Here is a 17,454-nt window from a genome sequence, read left to right on the forward strand (position 1 = left end):
CCCTCCAACAACAAGCACTTCCACCCAAGACGAAGGCCCAATGCTGCCTCACTTGGTTGGATTCTCATAAAACTCTATGCTGTTCGCGCCCGAAAAAGAAATTGTTGTGGTACCCAAGTGGGATAGACTAGGTGCTTACCTACGTAAGCATCACGCAAGAATAGCACTAGCCGTTGCCTTTGTCGGCGTTTTCTTACGGCTGGTCCTTTTCATTGATAATCGGTCTTTGTGGATAGATGAGCTTTATCTGAATGGAAATATCATAAAAATGGGCTTTCTGGACTTGCTAACCAAGCCCCTAGACTACCAACAGAAAGCGCCGCTCGGGTATTTAGTGATGGTAAAACTCGCGGTGACCCTGTTCGGTAAAGGAGAACGGGCCGTGCGTTTATTTTCCTTACTAACCGGGATAGGCTCGCTGTTTTTCTTTATCCCGGTTGCGCGTTTCTTCCTCCGGCCCTGGACAGTTATCCTGGCGGTAAGTCTTTTAGCAATCGGGGAGCCCTTTGTTTATTATGCCACGGAAGCAAAGCAGTACAGCACAGAATTGTGTGCTTCGGTTCTGGCGCTCTATTTATTTGTAAAATTCCACTCTTCCCTGAAACCATTCACCCTCTTGCTATGGGGAGTCAGCGGGGGTCTTTTAGTTTGGTTCTCGAATAGCTCCATCTTCATTCTGGCCGGAATAGGCTTGGTGATAAGCAGTAATTCGCTGCTCAAAAGAGAATGGAAAGCCCTGTTTCTCCAACTTATTCCGTGCACTATCTGGCTGAGCAGCTTCGCGGTTTTGTACTTTTTCTTTTTACGCGAGTATGCGGATTCGGCTTGGCTTAAAGACTATTTTGCCGTCGGATGCGATGCTTATCTGCCTCTGGCGGATTCTATAACCAGAAATATATTGTGGGTTGCCCACACTCACTATATGTTGCTGGAACAAAACTTGGGCCTGTTGACAAAGTTCGGCAACCGTATATTCGACGAAAATATCAGGGATTACTCGCCGGTACAGACTTTTTTTAGAATGCCGTTCTTACCGCTTCTCCTAGAGCTGGTAGGGATTGTTGCTTTGGCAAGAAAGAATAGATATTATCTGTTTTTGCTGCTTGGGCCCATAGGGTTAACGCTGCTTGCCTCCGCCTTTCAGGCGTACCCTTTCTATGAGCGGCTTATTTTATTTCTGGCGCCGCTGTTCCTTTTGCTTATCAGTTACGGCGCCCAAGTTACGGTGGCGGCCTTTGGCCAAACTAAGCGAAAGCCGGTAGCAACTCTTTTGTTTCTTCTCTTGCTCCTTCCGCCCACTTGGAATGCTATCCGGTTTACTACAATCCCGACCTTTCTAATGAAGAGACAACACAACAGGGAAGCCTTATTATATGCCAATGAACGCTACAAGGAGGGAGATGCCGTTTATGTTTACTGGACGATGAATCATGCGTATCAGTACTACAAAGAGGCGTATAGTCTTCGCTATACTGCTTTGGGGCAGGATGACGTAAGGCACTCAACAGCTAGCAAGCAAGAGTATTACGAGAAAGTGCGTCAGCAATTCGGTGACTTGCGGGGCAAGAAGCGGCTTTGGGTTATCTGCTATCCGAGCTTAAGAAACAACATTGGCGATTACCTAAGCCCGCACCTTCGTACGCCGAAATGGTATTACGATACGCGCATTAGCCCCGCTAAGGAATTAGAAAAGGTGGTGTATGGCCTTGGCGCAACCCCAATCGACAGCTTTCAGCGAGTTAATATTGATATTAAGTTGTATACACTAAACAAGTAAAACCCAGCAGCGAGGGTGAAACGAGAGGGAACTTGCATAAGATGGTCTAGTTAGGCCGAACACAAGAAGTGAGGTTGCCCCGTTAACTTTTGCCTAACAAGCACTCCTACTGCGTTATCCTGTCGAAATGCTCTTGTATTTGTTGTAGTTATAAACGCCGTGGATACCTATCCACTGAAACCAACCCTTTGCCATGTCCATCACCTCGCAAGCCGATCTAACCGGCCTCCAGCAAATCAGCGCCGCTGTTGCCACCACCCTTCAGCAGATGCGCGAATACGCCCAGCCCGGCATGAGCACCAAGGAGTTAGACGAATACGGCGGCCGCCTGCTGGCCTCGTTGGGCGCCCGCTCGGCCCCGCGCCTTACCTACGGCTTTCCGGGCTGGACGTGCATTAGCGTCAACCAGGAAGTGGCCCACGGCATACCTGCGCTGCACAAAGTGCTGCGGGAAGGCGACCTGGTCAACCTCGACGTGTCGGCTGAGTTGGATGGCTACTGGGCCGACAACGGCGGCTCGTTTGTGCTCGGCGCCGACGTGCACCACCACCAGCCCTTGGTCGATGCCTCCCGCCAGATTCTGCGCACGGCCATTAGTCGCATCCGGGGCGGGGTGCGCATCGCCGACATTGGCGGGCTGATTGAGGCCGAAGCCCGCAAAGCTGGCTTCCGCGTTATTAAGAACCTCGTCGGCCACGGCATCGGCCGCAGCCTGCACGAGGAGCCCAAAGAAATTCCCAACTACTACGACCGCTACAATCTGAAGCGCTTCAAAAAAGACTCGGTGGTAGCCGTGGAAACGTTCATCTCCACCCGCGCCAGCCTGACCCACCAACTCAGCGACGGGTGGACGCTAACCACCAAGGATGGCAGCTTCGTGGCCCAGCACGAGCACACGCTGGTGGTCACCGACGGCTCCCCCCTAATCCTGACCGCGGCCAACGGCATCTGGGACTAAAAGCGTCTGTGACTTTTGCCAAAGGCCACGCAAAACGGCCTGCTCCGACAAGCTACCGGCAGCTGAAGCAGGCCCAAAACCCGAGATTACCAACACGCACTTAGAAAACCGCAGCCCGGATAAACTGGCCGTACAGCTAGAGACTTGGGCCGAAGTGTACTATTACAAACTACTTACAAAAAGGCCACACGCAGCAGCCAAAGCCGGCCCCGACTGGCACGGCTATTAGCGCGGTTTTCTATGATGCCAACTCGGCGTCTGTAGTGGTTGAAGCTCTCTGAACTATCTTCTCGTCTTTGTGGAGAAACAAACGGCGGAACCGATCAATACCTTTCAGGTAACGAAAGCGTAAGTCCGCTTCCTTCGATTCAGAAGGACGGGCCCTTCGTTGTGCTAGCCCTGCCGCGCCTTGCCCTAAGCACTGAACTTGTTTGCGGGTAAAACGGCATCTACGGTGGGTGCGAAAGCTCAAGCTTCCAACTCCTTGGCAATCTGATTGTACCCCCATTCCTGCCCCAGCGGGCCAGGATCAAGGCCGTGGCCTGACGATTGGCCTCGTGGGTGCGCGTTCTGCAGCCAGAATGCTAAGACCAGTGCCTACGCCGCTGGCGTCAAGTTGGCGGAGCTATTAAGCTGCTGGCCTTATGCCTTTAGCACCTGCAAAGCCCGGCGTTTCCTAGAAAGTATATTTTCCTGTAATGTTTATATATGAATACTATAATAAATTAATATATAGTTTATATTTCTCTATATTTGAATAAAAAATATTGGATAAAGCTAACGCTGTCAAGACTGCTTTATTGGATGCAGAACGGCTAACTGTGCGTTAGTCTTTTGTATAAAATCCTGTCAGCTGGTTGGTTTCACCACTTCTCATCCCTCTTCTTTTGCGCTGTAAGCTTATGAAAAAACTACGACCCTATTGCTTACTCGCCGCTGGTCTGCTTGGAAGTCTCAGCGCCTGGAGCCAGACTACCCCAGCACCAGCGGTGCTCGGCGCGGCTGGGCAAGCTTTCCAGGCCAACGGCCTGGTTTTGGACTGGACGGTGGGAGAACGAGCGGTAGTTGCTTGGCAGCAGGCCGGCACTGCCCAGGTACTGGAGGGCTTTCACCGCGGAGCATGGGCGCCGGCAGCTACGGCTTTCGAGGACTTAGCCGTGTACCCTAACCCGTTTAAAACAGAGGTGTGGGTGCGCGTACCGGCCACCACGCCGGCCGTGCAGCTGGAAATCTACGACTTGCAGGGCCGGCAATTGCGCACGCTAACCCAGACACCGGAACTGGGCCACGTGCGCCTAGACCTGGCCGACCTGCCCGTAGCCAGCTACGTGCTCAGCGTGTTCGACCCAGCTACCCACCGGCGCACCACGCACTTCATTCTCAAAAACGAATAATCGTAGTCCTCCTTTTTCATACTCATCGCCCGCATTCTCATGCTTAAAAATCTACAAGCTCCCCTGGTAGCGTCGGCTATTTTGCTACTTGGAACGACGGCCGTTCAAGCCCAGACCAAGTCCGCCGCGAAGCCGCCAACGCAGGCTCCCACGCCGCAGGCCATGAACTACCAAGGCATTGCCCGCGACCTGAACGGCAAGCCCCTACAGCGCCAAGCGGTGGCCCTGCGCATCAGCGTGCTGGCGGGCGGCGCCGATGCCCCGGCGGCCTACACCGAAACCCACCGCGTGACCACCACCGAACAGGGGTCATTTTCGCTGGCTATTGGGCGGGGAAAGGCCTCGCTAGGGGATTTTGCCCGCGTTGCGTGGGGCACCTCCAATCACTTTTTGCGGATAGAGATGGACCCCACGGGCGGTACCAACTACCGCCTGATGGGTACTTCGGAGCTACTCTCGGTTCCCTATGCCCTTCACGCTGGTTCAGCTAGCACCCTAGACGGTACCACCGATTCGCAGTCCGCTAAGAGCAATGGCAATACCCCGGGGGTGCCTTCGCAGAATTGGTCTCTTTTTGGTAACTCCCGGGTGGACCCCCTGACCGACCGCCTGGGCACCACTGATGCGGCCGACCTCGTGCTTATCACCAACAACCTGGACCGGCTCACCATCACGAGCCAGGGCAATGTCGCCATTCGCAACGACCTGGGTGTAGGCAACGACCTAACGGTGAACCGCAACGTGAACCTCAACACGACCGGTGGTGCTACTATAAACAATGGCCCGCTGACCGTGGCCAGAACTAGCCCTACCGCTCTCACGGGCACTTTAAACGTGACCGGCGCTACCAACTTAGCCAGCACGCTGAATACGGTGGGTGCCACCACCCTGCGCAACACCTTGGATGTAACCGGCGCCACCAACTTAGCCAGCACGCTGAATACGGTGGGTGCCACCACCCTGCGCAACACGCTGGGCGTAACCGGCGCTACAAATTTGGGCAGCACCTTGAACACCGTGGGCGCCACTACTTTGCGCAGCACGCTAGGCGTAGACGGTGCTACCTTGCTCGGCAGCACGCTCGGGGTAACTGGGGCCTCTACTTTAAGCAATACTTTGCGTGTGGCCGGGGCAACTGACTTAAACAATTCCCTGAACACGCTGGGCGCTACCACGCTCCGCAGCACCTTGGGCGTGACTGGCGCTGCCACCATGGAAAGCAGCCTAACAGTTGCTGGAACCACTACACTCAACAATAGGCTTGCTGCTAATGGTCAGGTAACTATTACGGCGACTATGAATGGTAGCGAAGAAAGTTATGCTGCCTATCCACTTCAGGTACAGGGAAGCAACCAGGGAATTGCCATTAAGCTGAATGCTGGAACACCTAATAATACCAATAATTTTATTACATTTTTAGACGGCTCAGGCAAGGCGGTTGGACGTATCGAAGGAGAAACATCAGCGGAAGCTAAAAGTGACCGAGACTATATCTTCAACGAAGGTATGTTGGCTGCTGAAGTGGCAAAAGACGGTGCTAATGTCATAGCAGCAGCTATTCCCATCGTTGTTGGAGGCCTTGGGGCCTCGACGGGGCCATGTGGCCCTTGTCTTGCAACTGCGGCGGCAGACCTTGTCCTGTCGAGTGCAAACCTTGCTGACTTCGAGTTGTTTGCCTTGGAAAATCTGGGCGTCACCTACCAGTCCGGTTCAGCTGACTATGCAGAATGGTTGGAAAGAAGCAATGCATCAGAAAACATAGCGGCAGGCAATATTGTGGCCGTTAGTGGCGGTAAAATATCCAAGTTTACTGACGGTGCGCAGCAGTTCATGGTTATTTCGACCAAACCGGCAGTGCTCGGAAACATGCCCCCAGCAGGCCAAGAAGCCGCTTTCGAAAAGGTTGCTTTTATGGGTCAAATCCCGGTTAAAGTCCGCGGCATCGTTTTCTCGGGTGATTACATTCTGCCTTCAGGATTGAATGATGGCACTGGAGTCGGAGTATCACCCAAAGAAATTAAAGCGGAGCAGTACAAGCAGATTGTTGGCGTAGCGTGGTCCGAATCGTTAGTGGAAGGAGGAATTGCGAGCGTAAATATGGCAATAGGCCTAAATGCCAACGACTTGGCAAACCTTGCAGTTGAACAGGAAAAGAAAATCAAGGGGTTGGAAAGTCAATTTACTTCGCTTGAGCAAAGACTAGTTGCGCTCGAAGGAGGCTCTTCTCCGAAACGGGCAGCAGCTTCCAGGGCTGTAGAACCCGCGAAAGCAGCTCCATCACAATCAAAGGATCTGACGCGGTATGAACTATTGGTAAAGAATATGCCGGCAGAGTTAAGCAACGAAGTTGTGGCGGATGCTATTGCTAATTTGAAAGATGCCTATGCCAAGCAAGGAATTTCGGTTGAAACTCACCCGAGCCTTAACAGGCTTTTTACGGATGCCTCTTTTCAGGCAGAAGTTATCCGGAAATCGCAGGAGACATACAAAGCGTCTTATAAGAGTATTTTAGCGAGAAGTAGAGAGTAGAAAATCTACTTATAAATAAGAACCCGGACTTGGTTCCAAATTCTTTTGCGCTGCCAGCTGCTTTAGTACACACTTCAGTACAGTTCAATGTGGCAACCTGTCCGGTGCGGGTGGCTGTAGTGAGGCCCCAAGTAACCGGCATGCCCACCCTGTTCGGGGGCGAGCCCATAGTTAGTGCCCTGCCCGCTTACGGACTCAATATACGTGAAGCCGTTGCCCTGGAGGCGCTGCAAAACACGCCGTTCTAACTTGGCCGGCCAGAATGCTTTAAAGCCGTTGATGGCTGTTCAAGCAGGAGACGTAGAAAAGCAAAAAGACTGTCTGAAAAGCCACGCAAAAGCCCCCGAAAATCGCTGTTTTCGGGGGCTTTTGCGTGGGTGCTATCAGTGTCCAAAAACGGTCCTCTATGGACCGGTAAATGCCCGGCGCTATAGGTAAAATTCGCGGGAGTACCTCGCGCAAAGGTTGTCAGCAGAAGCTGTAGTATCGCCTAAGTCCTACTCCGTAACGCTGCCAGGGCTCGACCGGCGCCCGGATATTTGTGGGCTTTGTGGCTGTGTGGCTGCTCACTAGCTTTGGGCATCACCTTTTGGTGGCGCCCGCCTCGCTCCATGGTTGCCGCTGCCTTACCCGCTCGAATGCGTGACCCGCAATACGCGGCGCTGGCCTTCTACCAGAAAACAACAGCTGGTGGCCAGCGGGTCGTGCCCGTGACGCGCACGGGCATAAAGCCTACCTGCGCCTACAGTTTGGCGTAGCCCAGACGGCTAGTGCCGGCGCGCCGAGCCGGCCAGCAGACGCGCAGAGATAAAAGGCTACGTGGCCTTAGACCGGCGCCACACGCCGTCTGCCTTCTATCCGGCTGACTTAGACCATCTCAAAAAGACGATGGACACGCCTGGATGTGTATTTCCCGGGCTGTCTTGAGCTAGCTCCGCCTGTTTTCGAGCTATCCTAAGCGTGCTATAATAGGTACTCGTCGCAAGATCAAACTAGGCTATTCAAAATATATATACAATTCACTATATTTATTCTATAAATGCATCCGGTAACGCTCTTCCCGGTGGAGGTTCGTTGGTTCGTGGCCCCGTCCTAGCGACGGTTCTGGTGTACTCTCTTCACTCAGCCAGGAGTAGTTTTTCTGCAATCCGCGGCTTTCCGCTCTTTTCCTGCTCGGTTCGCAAGCCTCCAACCGGGCCGTTCCTCGTCGGCGAACGGCTTCTCCCCGCTGTTCAAGTTAAATCAGGGCCTTTCTCCGCAGCAAGCCTCCTCTGCGGGTGGCACCTGGTCCCTTTTTCTCGATTCTTTCCCAAGCAACCCCTTCGCTATGCAACTCCTTTCTATGAGAAAACGCCGGAAAGTAACTCATCTGTTCGCGCTGTTCTTTTCCGGTTTGCTCTTTTATGGCTGCGACGACCTACTAGAGCAACTAATTCATCAGGGCTCCCCCCAACAGGAAAGTGCCACCGTCGTCTTCGACTGGTACAAGCTCATTGCACGAACGCAACTGCGTACAACCCCGCAACCGGTTATAATTCTCAACAACCGAAACTTTGGCTACATCGGCGTTGGCCTGTACGAAGCGGTGCGTCCTGGCCGAAAAGGAGCCGTGAGTTTATCGACCCAGCTCTATCAGATGCCCACCATGCCGGCACCAGAACGCAACCAAGAGTATGTATGGGGGGCTAGTGCCAATGCGGCGCTGGCCAGTATGTACAAGCAGTTTTTAGTTGGGCTAACCGAGGCGGATATAGCCCGGATCGATTCGTTGGAAAACGCCTACAATCTCCGGTTTAAATTACGGGCCTCCGATGCCGTCATTCTCCGCTCGCAAGCTTATGGACGGGCCATTGCTACGGCGGTCTACAATTGGTCAACCACCGATAATTTCACCTTAGGCAGCCAAGGGTACGTGCTGCCCGTGTTTCCTGGCGCCTGGGTGCCAACCCCACCGGCTTTTGCCGCCCCGCAAGGGCCTTTTTTAAAAAATTCAAGGCCTTTTCTAACCGCAAGCTTAACAACTACAGCGCCCCCGTTGCCTTTTCCTTATTCAGAAGACCCAGCGTCTCCATTTCATCAAGAAGCAAGCGCAGTGTATGCTATTGGAAAAGCCTTAACCCCAGCGCAAAAAGCCATTGCTGACTGGTGGGCGGATGCGGGTGGCAGTGGCGTTGGCGTTCCCGCCCCTTACCATACGCTGTCCATTATAACTGGCATTCTAGAGCGCAAGCAGGTTAAGTTGGCCGAGGCGGCGCAAGTGTACGCCAAAACGGGCATTGCCATGAAGGACGGTCCTATCAACACCTTTAGAGCCAAGTATCAGTATAATCTGCTGCGCCCGGTTACGTATATTCAACGCCATATTGATCCTACTTGGCAAACGTATCTGCCCAGCCCGCCGTACCCCGAGTATCCTTCCGGATTGGTCGGGATAGCCGCGCCCGTGATGCAGGTATTAATACGAGAATGCGGCAACATTCCGGTAACCGACAACGCGTACGCCTGGCGAGGGGTCGCTCCCCGGCAGTATGCTTCTATTTCGGCCATGCTGGAGGAGGCTGCTTTTTCCCGGGTTTACGCCGGCCTCCACTACCCGTTTACCCAGGTCATTTCGGTGACCATGGGCACCGAACTAGGCAACACGATTGCCGACCTTACCTTACTTCCCCGATAGGCAGGCAGGAGCCAGGAAAGAGCCATACCTCGCCAAATGGCCCGGTGGCGTCTTTGAATCGCCTTGCGTGCCAGACCTACTCCTGCCTGCCCCGTGTTAAAGGAAGTCGGATTAGCACTGAAGCAAGCGCGTGGCGCTCCTCGGCCGCGTTGTTTGTTGTGGAATGGCTTCTACGTGCCTGCCCTCAACCAGCCGCTCGATTTGAATGAAGACGGCAAGCTGGATGTGGCGTTCTACACTACGCTGCCCGCCAACCGGCCCGCCGGCGTTACGTACGTGAACGTAGCTCCTACAACCAGCGGTGGCGTGAATCCGCAGCGGCTCACCAACGGCACCTCCGGCGAAATCAGCTGACTACCGTACCTCGCAAGTGGGACGAGAAGTCTTACCTCTACCCCATTCCCGAAAACGACCGCCTAATTACCCCTGCGCTCGGGCAAAACCCTGGTTGGGAGTAGCTGCCCCAATTATTTCTTGTATTCTCCCCTTCTTTCTTGCCTGTGTTTCGAAAGCTTTTTTTTCTTGTACTGCTGTTGGCGGCTTCGGCGAAGCTGCCCGCCCAAACCATGAAGGTGGCCACCTACAACATCCGCTACGACAACGCCCAGGATACGGCCAACGCTTGGAAAGACCGGTTGCCCTACATGGCCAACCTGATCCGCTTTCAGGACTTCGATTTGTTTGGCACGCAAGAAGTGCTCTACAACCAGCTCCAGGACCTCGCCGGCAAGCTGCCAGGTTACGCGCACATCGGCGTGGGCCGCGACGATGGCCAGCAGGCCGGCGAGTTTTCCGCTATCTTCTACAAAAAAGACAAGTACAAGCTGCTCAAGCAAGGCACGTTCTGGCTGTCGCCGACCAGCACGACGCCCAGCAAGGGTTGGGATGCCCAGTTGCCGCGCATTTGCACCTGGGGGCAGTTTCAGGAGCAAGGTACCGGCTTCACGTTCTACCTGTTCAACACCCATTTCGACCACGTAGGAATTGAGGCGCGCAAAGAAAGCGCGAAGCTGATTCTGGCCAAGGTTAAGGAAATGGCCGGCAACACGCCCGCTATTTTGACTGGGGATTTCAACGTTGATCAGCGCAACGAAAGTTATGTCCTTCTCAACACCTCGGGCCGCCTAAAAGACGCCTACGAAGTGGCTAAGGTGGTGTACGCCCCCAACGGCACGTTCAACGGCTTCAAGACCAACGCCAAAACCGATGCCCGCATCGACCACATTTTCTTAGATCCTGCCTTCACGGCCACCCGCTACGGCATCCTTACCGATACGTACGGCGGCGGCAAAACACCCTCCGACCATTATCCGGTGGCCATTGAGGTGCAGTACAAAGTTAAAAAGTAGGGAAAACCAACTTTCGCACCCGCGGCGCATCCTACTCCGCAAAACGCCCCGATTTAGGGCGGAATTCGCAAAATAAACGTCGCCCTCGCTTGTAATTTGCTTAAGCAGTAGGAATGGAACCTGGTGAACCTTCAATCATTCATGTGAACCACTTTCTTTGGCCTGTTGCTACTAACCCTGTCCGGGTCGTGTACTCGCTCGCAACTACCGCTGGCCCGGCCACTGCACCAGGGCCACTCGCACAACGACTACTGGCGGCCCCATCCGCTCTACGATGCGCTACAACTCGGCTTTCAAAGCGTGGAAGCCGACGTCTTTTTAATTGATAGCGCGCTGTTGGTAGGGCACGAGCGTAAGTCGCTTCAAGCAAGCCGAACGCTGCAAACGCTGTACTTAGAGCCCTTGCGCCAGTTGCTACGCACCCAATAAAAGCTTTACGCCCGGCCCGCGCCGCTCTGGCTTTACATCGATATCAAAAATGAAGGCCCAGCGACCTACGTCCGTTTGCGGCGCATTCTGCTCACTTACCAGGATATTCTATCGACGCCCCAGCAGCCTCGTTTGGGCGGCGTGCAGGTGATTTTGACTGGGGGTTACCCCCGGGAACAGGTGCTGGCCGATGTGCAGCGGCTGGTATTCTTGGATGGGGCCCTGGCTGATTTAAAGTTGATGTCTTCGGCTGCTCGCATCCCCGCCATGAACGGCAATTGGCAGCAGTATTTTCAGCGGAAGGGCCAAGGGCTATGCCCGCCGCCGAAACGGCGCAGCTACGCCAGTGGAACGAGTTGGCTATGCGCAACGGGCAGAAAATCCGGTTCTGGAACCTGCCTACCGCCAATCCAGAGTATCTCCGTTCGATTTGGCGTGAGTTACTGCGCTATCCGGCCTTGCTAGTAGGTGCTGACGAACTACAAAGTTTACGGCAAACTATCAAGGAGCAGCCCAAAAGCTAAGCAAGCCTTGCTGGCGCTTGGGCGGTCGGTATTCCCCTGAATCAAAGGGAATTACGGCCGCAAGGGTGCCTTTAATAGCCGAGGGGAGTCGCTCCCCCCGAGCGACTCCCCTCCACGACTCCTGCTTCAGAAGAGTACGCTAGGCAAAGCACGCACTCCGGGGCGGTAAAAGCGAGGCCCCGCAACAAGCTTCACAATAGCATAAACTGTACGGGTTTGCCGTGGCTGCCCACTTTTAGCGGCCAGAGGCAACCATACGAGCAAGGGGCAGGTAACAATTTGTTGATGAGCGGCAGATGCCTGCTAGCTCGGCGAATACGTTCGGTACTTGGTGCTCGGCTTATCCGGTGCACTGGCCCCCATGACCTCTTCGGCTTCTTCGGTTTTATCGATCATCTTGCTGGCTGTCAGTGGCCTGGTACTATTTCTATATGCCGTAAGTCGCTTAGCGCTGGCTTTGCGCCAAGTGGCGGGCGAACGGGTGAAAAGCATCCTGGACCGCTTCACCAAAACGGTGCCCATGGCCATCCTGACGGGTACCGTCGTGACCACGCTTCTGGATTCGTCGTCCGTGGTCATTATCCTGGCTATTGCCTTGGTGAGTGCGGGCGCACTGCCTTTCCGCAACTCGCTGGGCGTGGTGCTCGGGGCCAATATCGGCACGACAATTTCCAGTCAACTCTTCGCCTTTGAGTTAGGTCAATACGCCGTAGTGGCAATGCTGCCGGGCTTGCTGCTGTTGTCGTTAAGCAAAAAGCGGCAGGGCCGCACGGCGGGAAGAGCCTTGTTTTGCTTTGGCTTGCTGTTTTTCAGCTTGTTTCTGATTGGGGAAGCGGCGGCCCCGCTCAAAGATTATCGGGGCGTGCAGGCGTGGCTGCTTAAGTTGGAGAACCCAGTGCGTGGCGCTGGGGCGGGCGCCTTGCTGACGTTGGTGATTCAGTCGTCGTCGGCCACGCTGGGCATGGTTATTAAACTGGCTTCTAAGGGCCTATTGACACTGCCCGCCGGCATTGCTGTGATGCTGGGCGCCGAGTTAGGAACGTGCTCGGATACGTTGCTGGCCACGGTGGGCCGGGGCCGGGCCGCGTTGAAAACCGGCTTGTTTCACCTTGGTTTCAACGTAATTTCTATCACCCTGGGGTTGTTGCTGATCGGACCTTTCACTGCCTTGGTGCTGCGCGTAGCCGGCCACGCCGACATAGCCCGCCAGATTGCGCATGCCCACGTTCTGTTCAACGTGACCGGCGTATTGGTCTTTGCCCCGCTGGTACCGCTCTGCCAGCGTCTACTCGACACCTGCCTGCCCGAGCAAGAACAGCCAGCCCAAACCCTGACCCTACAGGTTAGGTAAGCTTGCTGCCCAACCTTCTTGCCTCCAGCAACCCAGCTGCGCGAGTAAGAAATACGGTGTTGGTTTCGGGTGATATGACTTCCCTGCCTACCCTACTTAGGGCCTAGAGACAATTAGAAGCCCCAGCAGAGGGCCGCGAAGAACTACCAAGAGCCCAAGAAAACCTTTGCCTTTTCTGGTAGCGGGCGGCCAAACGGCGAAAACCTGGACGCCAATGAACAAGTGCTCGACTCGATTGCGCGGGTGAGAGCGTACCCAGTTAATTCGCCGGCCATATGTCGGTTTTTTGCTTCCGCTGGGAATTATGCCCTCGGCGCACTCGATACTGGCATTGAGGCCGTAGTCCTTGTCAGCAAGCCCATACCACGGCGGGCGACTGCATACATATATTACTGTCTGCACCCGCCTCTCGTAGGCCTGCGAACTGGGACCGAGCCGCAGCGTGGCTAGCCGGTGGTTCTATGCTTCTGCGCTCCGCTGCTCGCTTGTTAGACCCCTACTCACCAAAGTATTTATACGTATAATACGTTATATATGTACGGCATTTAGTTAGTATGAAGCTTTTTGGTGTTCATCATACATATTATGTATTATGTACGTACAATACGTATTATACGTATGGCATAAATTATACGTATAATACGTATTGTACGTACATAATACATAATATGTATGATATGTATGATATGTATACTCTGTATCGTACATTATCTGCACATAAACCAATAAAGCTCTTCCCTAGCAACTCACAGCCTGTTTAAAATACGCATGGTGCCTAAAACAAGTATCATACGTACAATACGTACAGTATTATTTATGCATAGTATACATTTGTAAGCCAGGATTTACTTATACTAGCTGCTCGATAAATTCAGCTCTATGAAAACACTTTGTTTCGCTAATAATAAAGGCGGGGTAGGGAAGACCTCCTCGGCTCTAAATGTTGGGTATGCCTTGGCGCACCGCGGATACCGCGTTCTGTTTTGTGATTGTGATCCGCAACGCAACTTAAGTCAGTCCTTCGGACAGAACCTGGAAGGAACACATCTCGGCGACTTACTTATGCTTAAGGGTGAGTTCACCCAGGACGATGTGCGGGCCGCGATTCATCCCGTCACAGAGCGGATCAGTCTGCTGCCTTCGCATCCCAAACTTGCCGCGTACGAGCCGCAAATCGGCCACATCGCTGAAGCCCGCGATTGGATCAAGGAGATTCTTGACTTAGTTGCCGAAGACTACGATTACTGCATTCTCGACACTCCGCCGAGCTTAGGTAACCTAGTAGTATGGGCGCTTATCGCCAGCGACCTGCTGTTTATTCCTGTGCAGCCCGAGTTGTACGGCTACGAAGGCTTATCTAATATTGCGCAGGCCGTGACGCGCATGCATGCCAAGTTAAACCCTAGGCTTCGGGTTGGAGGTATCTTTTTCACCAAATATTCACCTGTTTATCGCCGCCGGCTTCATCACGACGTCGTCGAGCTTATTAGTAGTCACTTCGGCGAGTTGGGACCCGTGCTGACTACTTCCATTCGGGAAAATGTTTCCATCGCCAACGCGCAAATGGCTGGTGCCTCCCTATTTGACTTTGCTCCCGAGTCCAACGGCGCCCTGGACTATGCCGCCCTAACTGACGAAATATTAGCTGAGCTCAATGTCGAAAAGTCCGTCTAATTCCAGCTTGGCTGCTGCCCGTCTGGCCGGCAAGCCTACCGTTAAAACCGGAACGCCCGCTTCTTCCCCCGCAGCCCCCGTGAGCCCGACCGTTGCCGCCGCACTCGGGATGGAGGATGAAACGGCAACGGCTGGCTCACTCGTAGCCGCTGCGCCACCCACTACAGTTGTCCCACCTGCTGAAAGGGGAGGGGAGGGAGCCACATATACGGCGCAGTTGCTCTCTCAACTGCCGGAAGAGGTTCCTTTCAATACGCTGCTAAAAACCGAAACCTACCTGCGCCTGCGCCAATACCTGCATTGGGAACCCGGAGCAAAAATCAAAAAGGCGACCGAACAAGCCATCTGTGACTTCCTCGATCAGTTCGAAAGTTCCCGCAAATCTTTGCCCCCGGATATTCTCGACGAAGTCCTGAATCAAGGCAAGATTAAAGGGTATAAAAAGCGTAATTAGCTTTCCTTGCTCGTATTGTAACTACTCGTGCTAGAAGCCCCTCCCTGGAGGGGCTTTTACTTTTCATTAGTTTCTTGGTTTGTCTGCTCTACCATTTGCCATAGTTGAAGTGCGCAAGCACAGGCGCTAGCTGCTCGTGCTATTTGTAATACAAACGGGCCTCAACCGGATCTGGCTCAGCATCTTCATAAGCGCCTATACATCAACTCGGCCTTTGCTATGGCAGTTGTTTAAGACTCTAGCCGGAGTATTGTCTTGGACTACCGCAACAGGTTACCGACAGAAAGTAAACAGGGCTAGGGATACGGTAGGAAGTAAAGCCTAAGCTAATGGTGCCATTTTTCACGCAGATGTTTTGACTGGCTGGATAACCCAAAACTGCGGTGCCATTTTTCACGCAGTTGCTCGGAGAGATAATACCCTTAGCATCACGAAGTTCGTTTCGCGTAAGCGTGAGCAAAAAAAGCGCTCAGAATTTCGTTGAAAGCCCTTTTTCAGGGTTAAAACGTGTTTTTTGATGGTACCAACCTTTTTTAAATTTTTCAAAAAAAACTGAATCTCTTCTGTTTTCTTAAGCTCTTCTTTTTATATTCTATATTCAGGGCGGTGCAACGTGCTGTCTTTCAGGCGATAAGGACTGATATCTACGTGAAAAATGGCACTCTGCTACGTGAAAAGTGGCACTCTGCTGCGTGAAGAATGGCACCATCTACGTGAAGAATGGCACTCTGCTGCGTGAAGAGTGGCACCACTACGTGAAAAATGGCACTCCCCTATTAGAACTGAGAACCTTCTGCGTGAAAAATGGCACTATAGAACACCGCGGTAATTGCGTGAAAAATGGCATTATCTCTTTCCTATTTTCCACTACAGTATCTGCGTGAAAAATGGCACTGCGCTGCCTATTGCGTGAATGTCGTTAGGTTTTCACGCTTATCCGTTTATCTTCGTCCTATTCCCTGGCTCTTTCGCCTTCCTATGGTGCCTAAAATCGTCCCCACGCTCTATCCGCGGGCCTATCAGGCCAATGCCCTAGTGCGCGCTCCCCTGAAGTTGACCCATGTGGAGGCCCGTATTTTTGCCCTGGCGCTGGGCTGCATTCACCAAGATCAAACCGAGTTACCGGGAATCTCTATTCCCCTGAGCCGGGTGATAACCCAGAAGAAGGGGGGGAGCGTCTACGAAACGATTCGCGACGCGTGTCGAAGCCTGATGTCGAAAGTCGTTAGTATCGAGTCCCAGACTGGCAACAAGAAGCGTTTTACGGCTTATTCCATCATCAGTTACATTGACCTAAACGAGGGCACGGGCTATCTGACTGGCAATTTTGCTCCCGAAATCAAGCCCTTTCTGCTGCAACTAGCCGAGCAGTACACCCACGTCGAAATAGAAACCCTGCTCACGCTCAAATCCGCCCACGCTCACCGGCTATACTGGCTGCTTAAGTCTTGGGACGACGTTGGCCTCTGGGAAGTGGAATTCGACACGCTTCGCAAGCAGGTGCTCGGGGACGACAACGATGTTACGTACACCCTTTTCTACGACTTTAAGCGCTACGTGCTTGAGCCGGCATTACGGGAATTAGACTCTTTAGGCTGGGCAGTCACCTATGAGCCGGTCAAGGAAGGCAAAAAGGTTAAAGGCGTCCGCTTTTCCATTCCCAAGCCGCTGGCCCGACTCAAGCCGGAGGACGCCCCTCTGTCCACCTCGCCCGACAAGACCACGAGTCGGCCTCGGCCTGCGGAGAAGCAGATGAGCCTGGCCCTGCAGGCTGAGTTGCCGACGCTACAGCAGCGCCTTGTCACGCGCTTGCAGAAATTAAAAATGACCAAAGTCCAAATTGAGCATGTGCTAAACTTCATGGGCGATGATGAGACCAAAATTGCCCGGTTGATGAAGGTAAGCCATCCTTTGTTGCGAGATTTCGAGGCCGGCAACAAGGTTTTTGACAATCTGGGCGGCGTGGCTATCAACCTGCTCAAGACTGAATTCCCTAGCCTTTATCCTCTTCTTAAGTAGCCGTCAACTTGGTAGCAGGGGAAGGGAAAAGGTGAGTTTAAGACAAAAGAACTGCGCATAGAAACAAACCGATAGAATCATCTTTCGTGGTACAACTGCCTGCGCAGAAGTCGAAAAATGTAATTCGTTTTGCCCTTGAACTAAAAGTTTTCACAATTGGAAGTAGGCCTACTATAAAGTATAAAATTAGCAGTCGGTTTGTGCCGAATAAACCGAAACTTTCTCACCATTCCCCAAATGGTACATTTTAGTATAAGTGTCATCTCGAGCCTTATACTAAAATGTACTTTCAGTAGGCTGGAGCCTTGATTTGTACCCTGAA

14 protein-coding genes are annotated in these 17,454 nt (G+C 53.2%); all 14 read left to right on the forward strand.

Annotation, left to right across the window (positions count from 1 at the left end):
• The first annotated feature begins 76 nt into the window (after positions 1-76).
• The gene (locus tag ACFE7X_RS14080; RefSeq protein ID WP_375436313.1) at positions 77-1,777 is read left to right on the forward strand and encodes a glycosyltransferase family 39 protein; all 1,701 of its coding nucleotides are present in this window, start codon (positions 77-79) and stop codon (positions 1,775-1,777) included.
• Positions 1,778-1,970: 193 nt separating this feature from the next.
• The gene (gene map, locus ACFE7X_RS14085; protein ID WP_375436314.1) at positions 1,971-2,735 is read left to right on the forward strand and encodes a type I methionyl aminopeptidase; all 765 of its coding nucleotides are present in this window, start codon (positions 1,971-1,973) and stop codon (positions 2,733-2,735) included.
• A gap of 902 nt (positions 2,736-3,637) precedes the next feature.
• Positions 3,638-4,129, forward strand: a complete 492-nt coding sequence (locus ACFE7X_RS14090) for a T9SS type A sorting domain-containing protein (protein ID WP_375436315.1) — start codon at positions 3,638-3,640, stop codon at positions 4,127-4,129.
• Positions 4,130-4,168: 39 nt separating this feature from the next.
• Positions 4,169-6,658, forward strand: coding sequence for a hypothetical protein (locus ACFE7X_RS14095; protein WP_375436316.1), 2,490 nt, complete (start codon positions 4,169-4,171; stop codon positions 6,656-6,658).
• Between the two features lie 89 nt (positions 6,659-6,747).
• Complete coding sequence (locus ACFE7X_RS14100; protein ID WP_375436317.1) at positions 6,748-6,906, forward strand: hypothetical protein; 159 nt, start codon at positions 6,748-6,750, stop codon at positions 6,904-6,906.
• A gap of 1,094 nt (positions 6,907-8,000) precedes the next feature.
• The gene (locus tag ACFE7X_RS14105; RefSeq protein ID WP_375436318.1) at positions 8,001-9,332 is read left to right on the forward strand and encodes a hypothetical protein; all 1,332 of its coding nucleotides are present in this window, start codon (positions 8,001-8,003) and stop codon (positions 9,330-9,332) included.
• Between the two features lie 93 nt (positions 9,333-9,425).
• Positions 9,426-9,686 (forward strand): hypothetical protein, encoded by a 261-nt coding sequence (locus ACFE7X_RS14110; RefSeq protein ID WP_375436319.1) that lies wholly within the window; start codon positions 9,426-9,428, stop codon positions 9,684-9,686.
• Between the two features lie 146 nt (positions 9,687-9,832).
• Complete coding sequence (locus ACFE7X_RS14115; protein WP_375436320.1) at positions 9,833-10,681, forward strand: endonuclease/exonuclease/phosphatase family protein; 849 nt, start codon at positions 9,833-9,835, stop codon at positions 10,679-10,681.
• Positions 10,682-10,846: 165 nt separating this feature from the next.
• Positions 10,847-11,110, forward strand: coding sequence for a hypothetical protein (locus ACFE7X_RS14120; protein WP_375436321.1), 264 nt, complete (start codon positions 10,847-10,849; stop codon positions 11,108-11,110).
• 314 nt (positions 11,111-11,424) lie between these two features.
• Positions 11,425-11,634 carry a hypothetical protein gene (locus ACFE7X_RS14125; RefSeq protein ID WP_375436322.1) on the forward strand — a complete coding sequence of 70 codons (210 nt, stop codon included), beginning with the start codon at positions 11,425-11,427 and terminating at the stop codon, positions 11,632-11,634.
• Positions 11,635-11,995: 361 nt separating this feature from the next.
• The gene (locus ACFE7X_RS14130; protein ID WP_375436323.1) at positions 11,996-12,985 is read left to right on the forward strand and encodes a Na/Pi cotransporter family protein; all 990 of its coding nucleotides are present in this window, start codon (positions 11,996-11,998) and stop codon (positions 12,983-12,985) included.
• 879 nt (positions 12,986-13,864) lie between these two features.
• A complete protein-coding gene (locus tag ACFE7X_RS14135; protein WP_375436324.1) occupies positions 13,865-14,659 on the forward strand; it encodes a ParA family protein in 795 nt (264 codons plus the stop codon).
• A gap of 7 nt (positions 14,660-14,666) precedes the next feature.
• Complete coding sequence (locus tag ACFE7X_RS14140; protein WP_375436325.1) at positions 14,667-15,113, forward strand: hypothetical protein; 447 nt, start codon at positions 14,667-14,669, stop codon at positions 15,111-15,113.
• A gap of 978 nt (positions 15,114-16,091) precedes the next feature.
• Positions 16,092-17,132 (forward strand): replication initiation protein, encoded by a 1,041-nt coding sequence (locus ACFE7X_RS14145; RefSeq protein ID WP_375436326.1) that lies wholly within the window; start codon positions 16,092-16,094, stop codon positions 17,130-17,132.
• Positions 17,133-17,454: the final 322 nt, after the last annotated feature.

Origin of the sequence: uncultured Hymenobacter sp. (assembly GCF_964242765.1) — a bacterium.
GTDB lineage: Bacteria > Bacteroidota > Bacteroidia > Cytophagales > Hymenobacteraceae > Hymenobacter.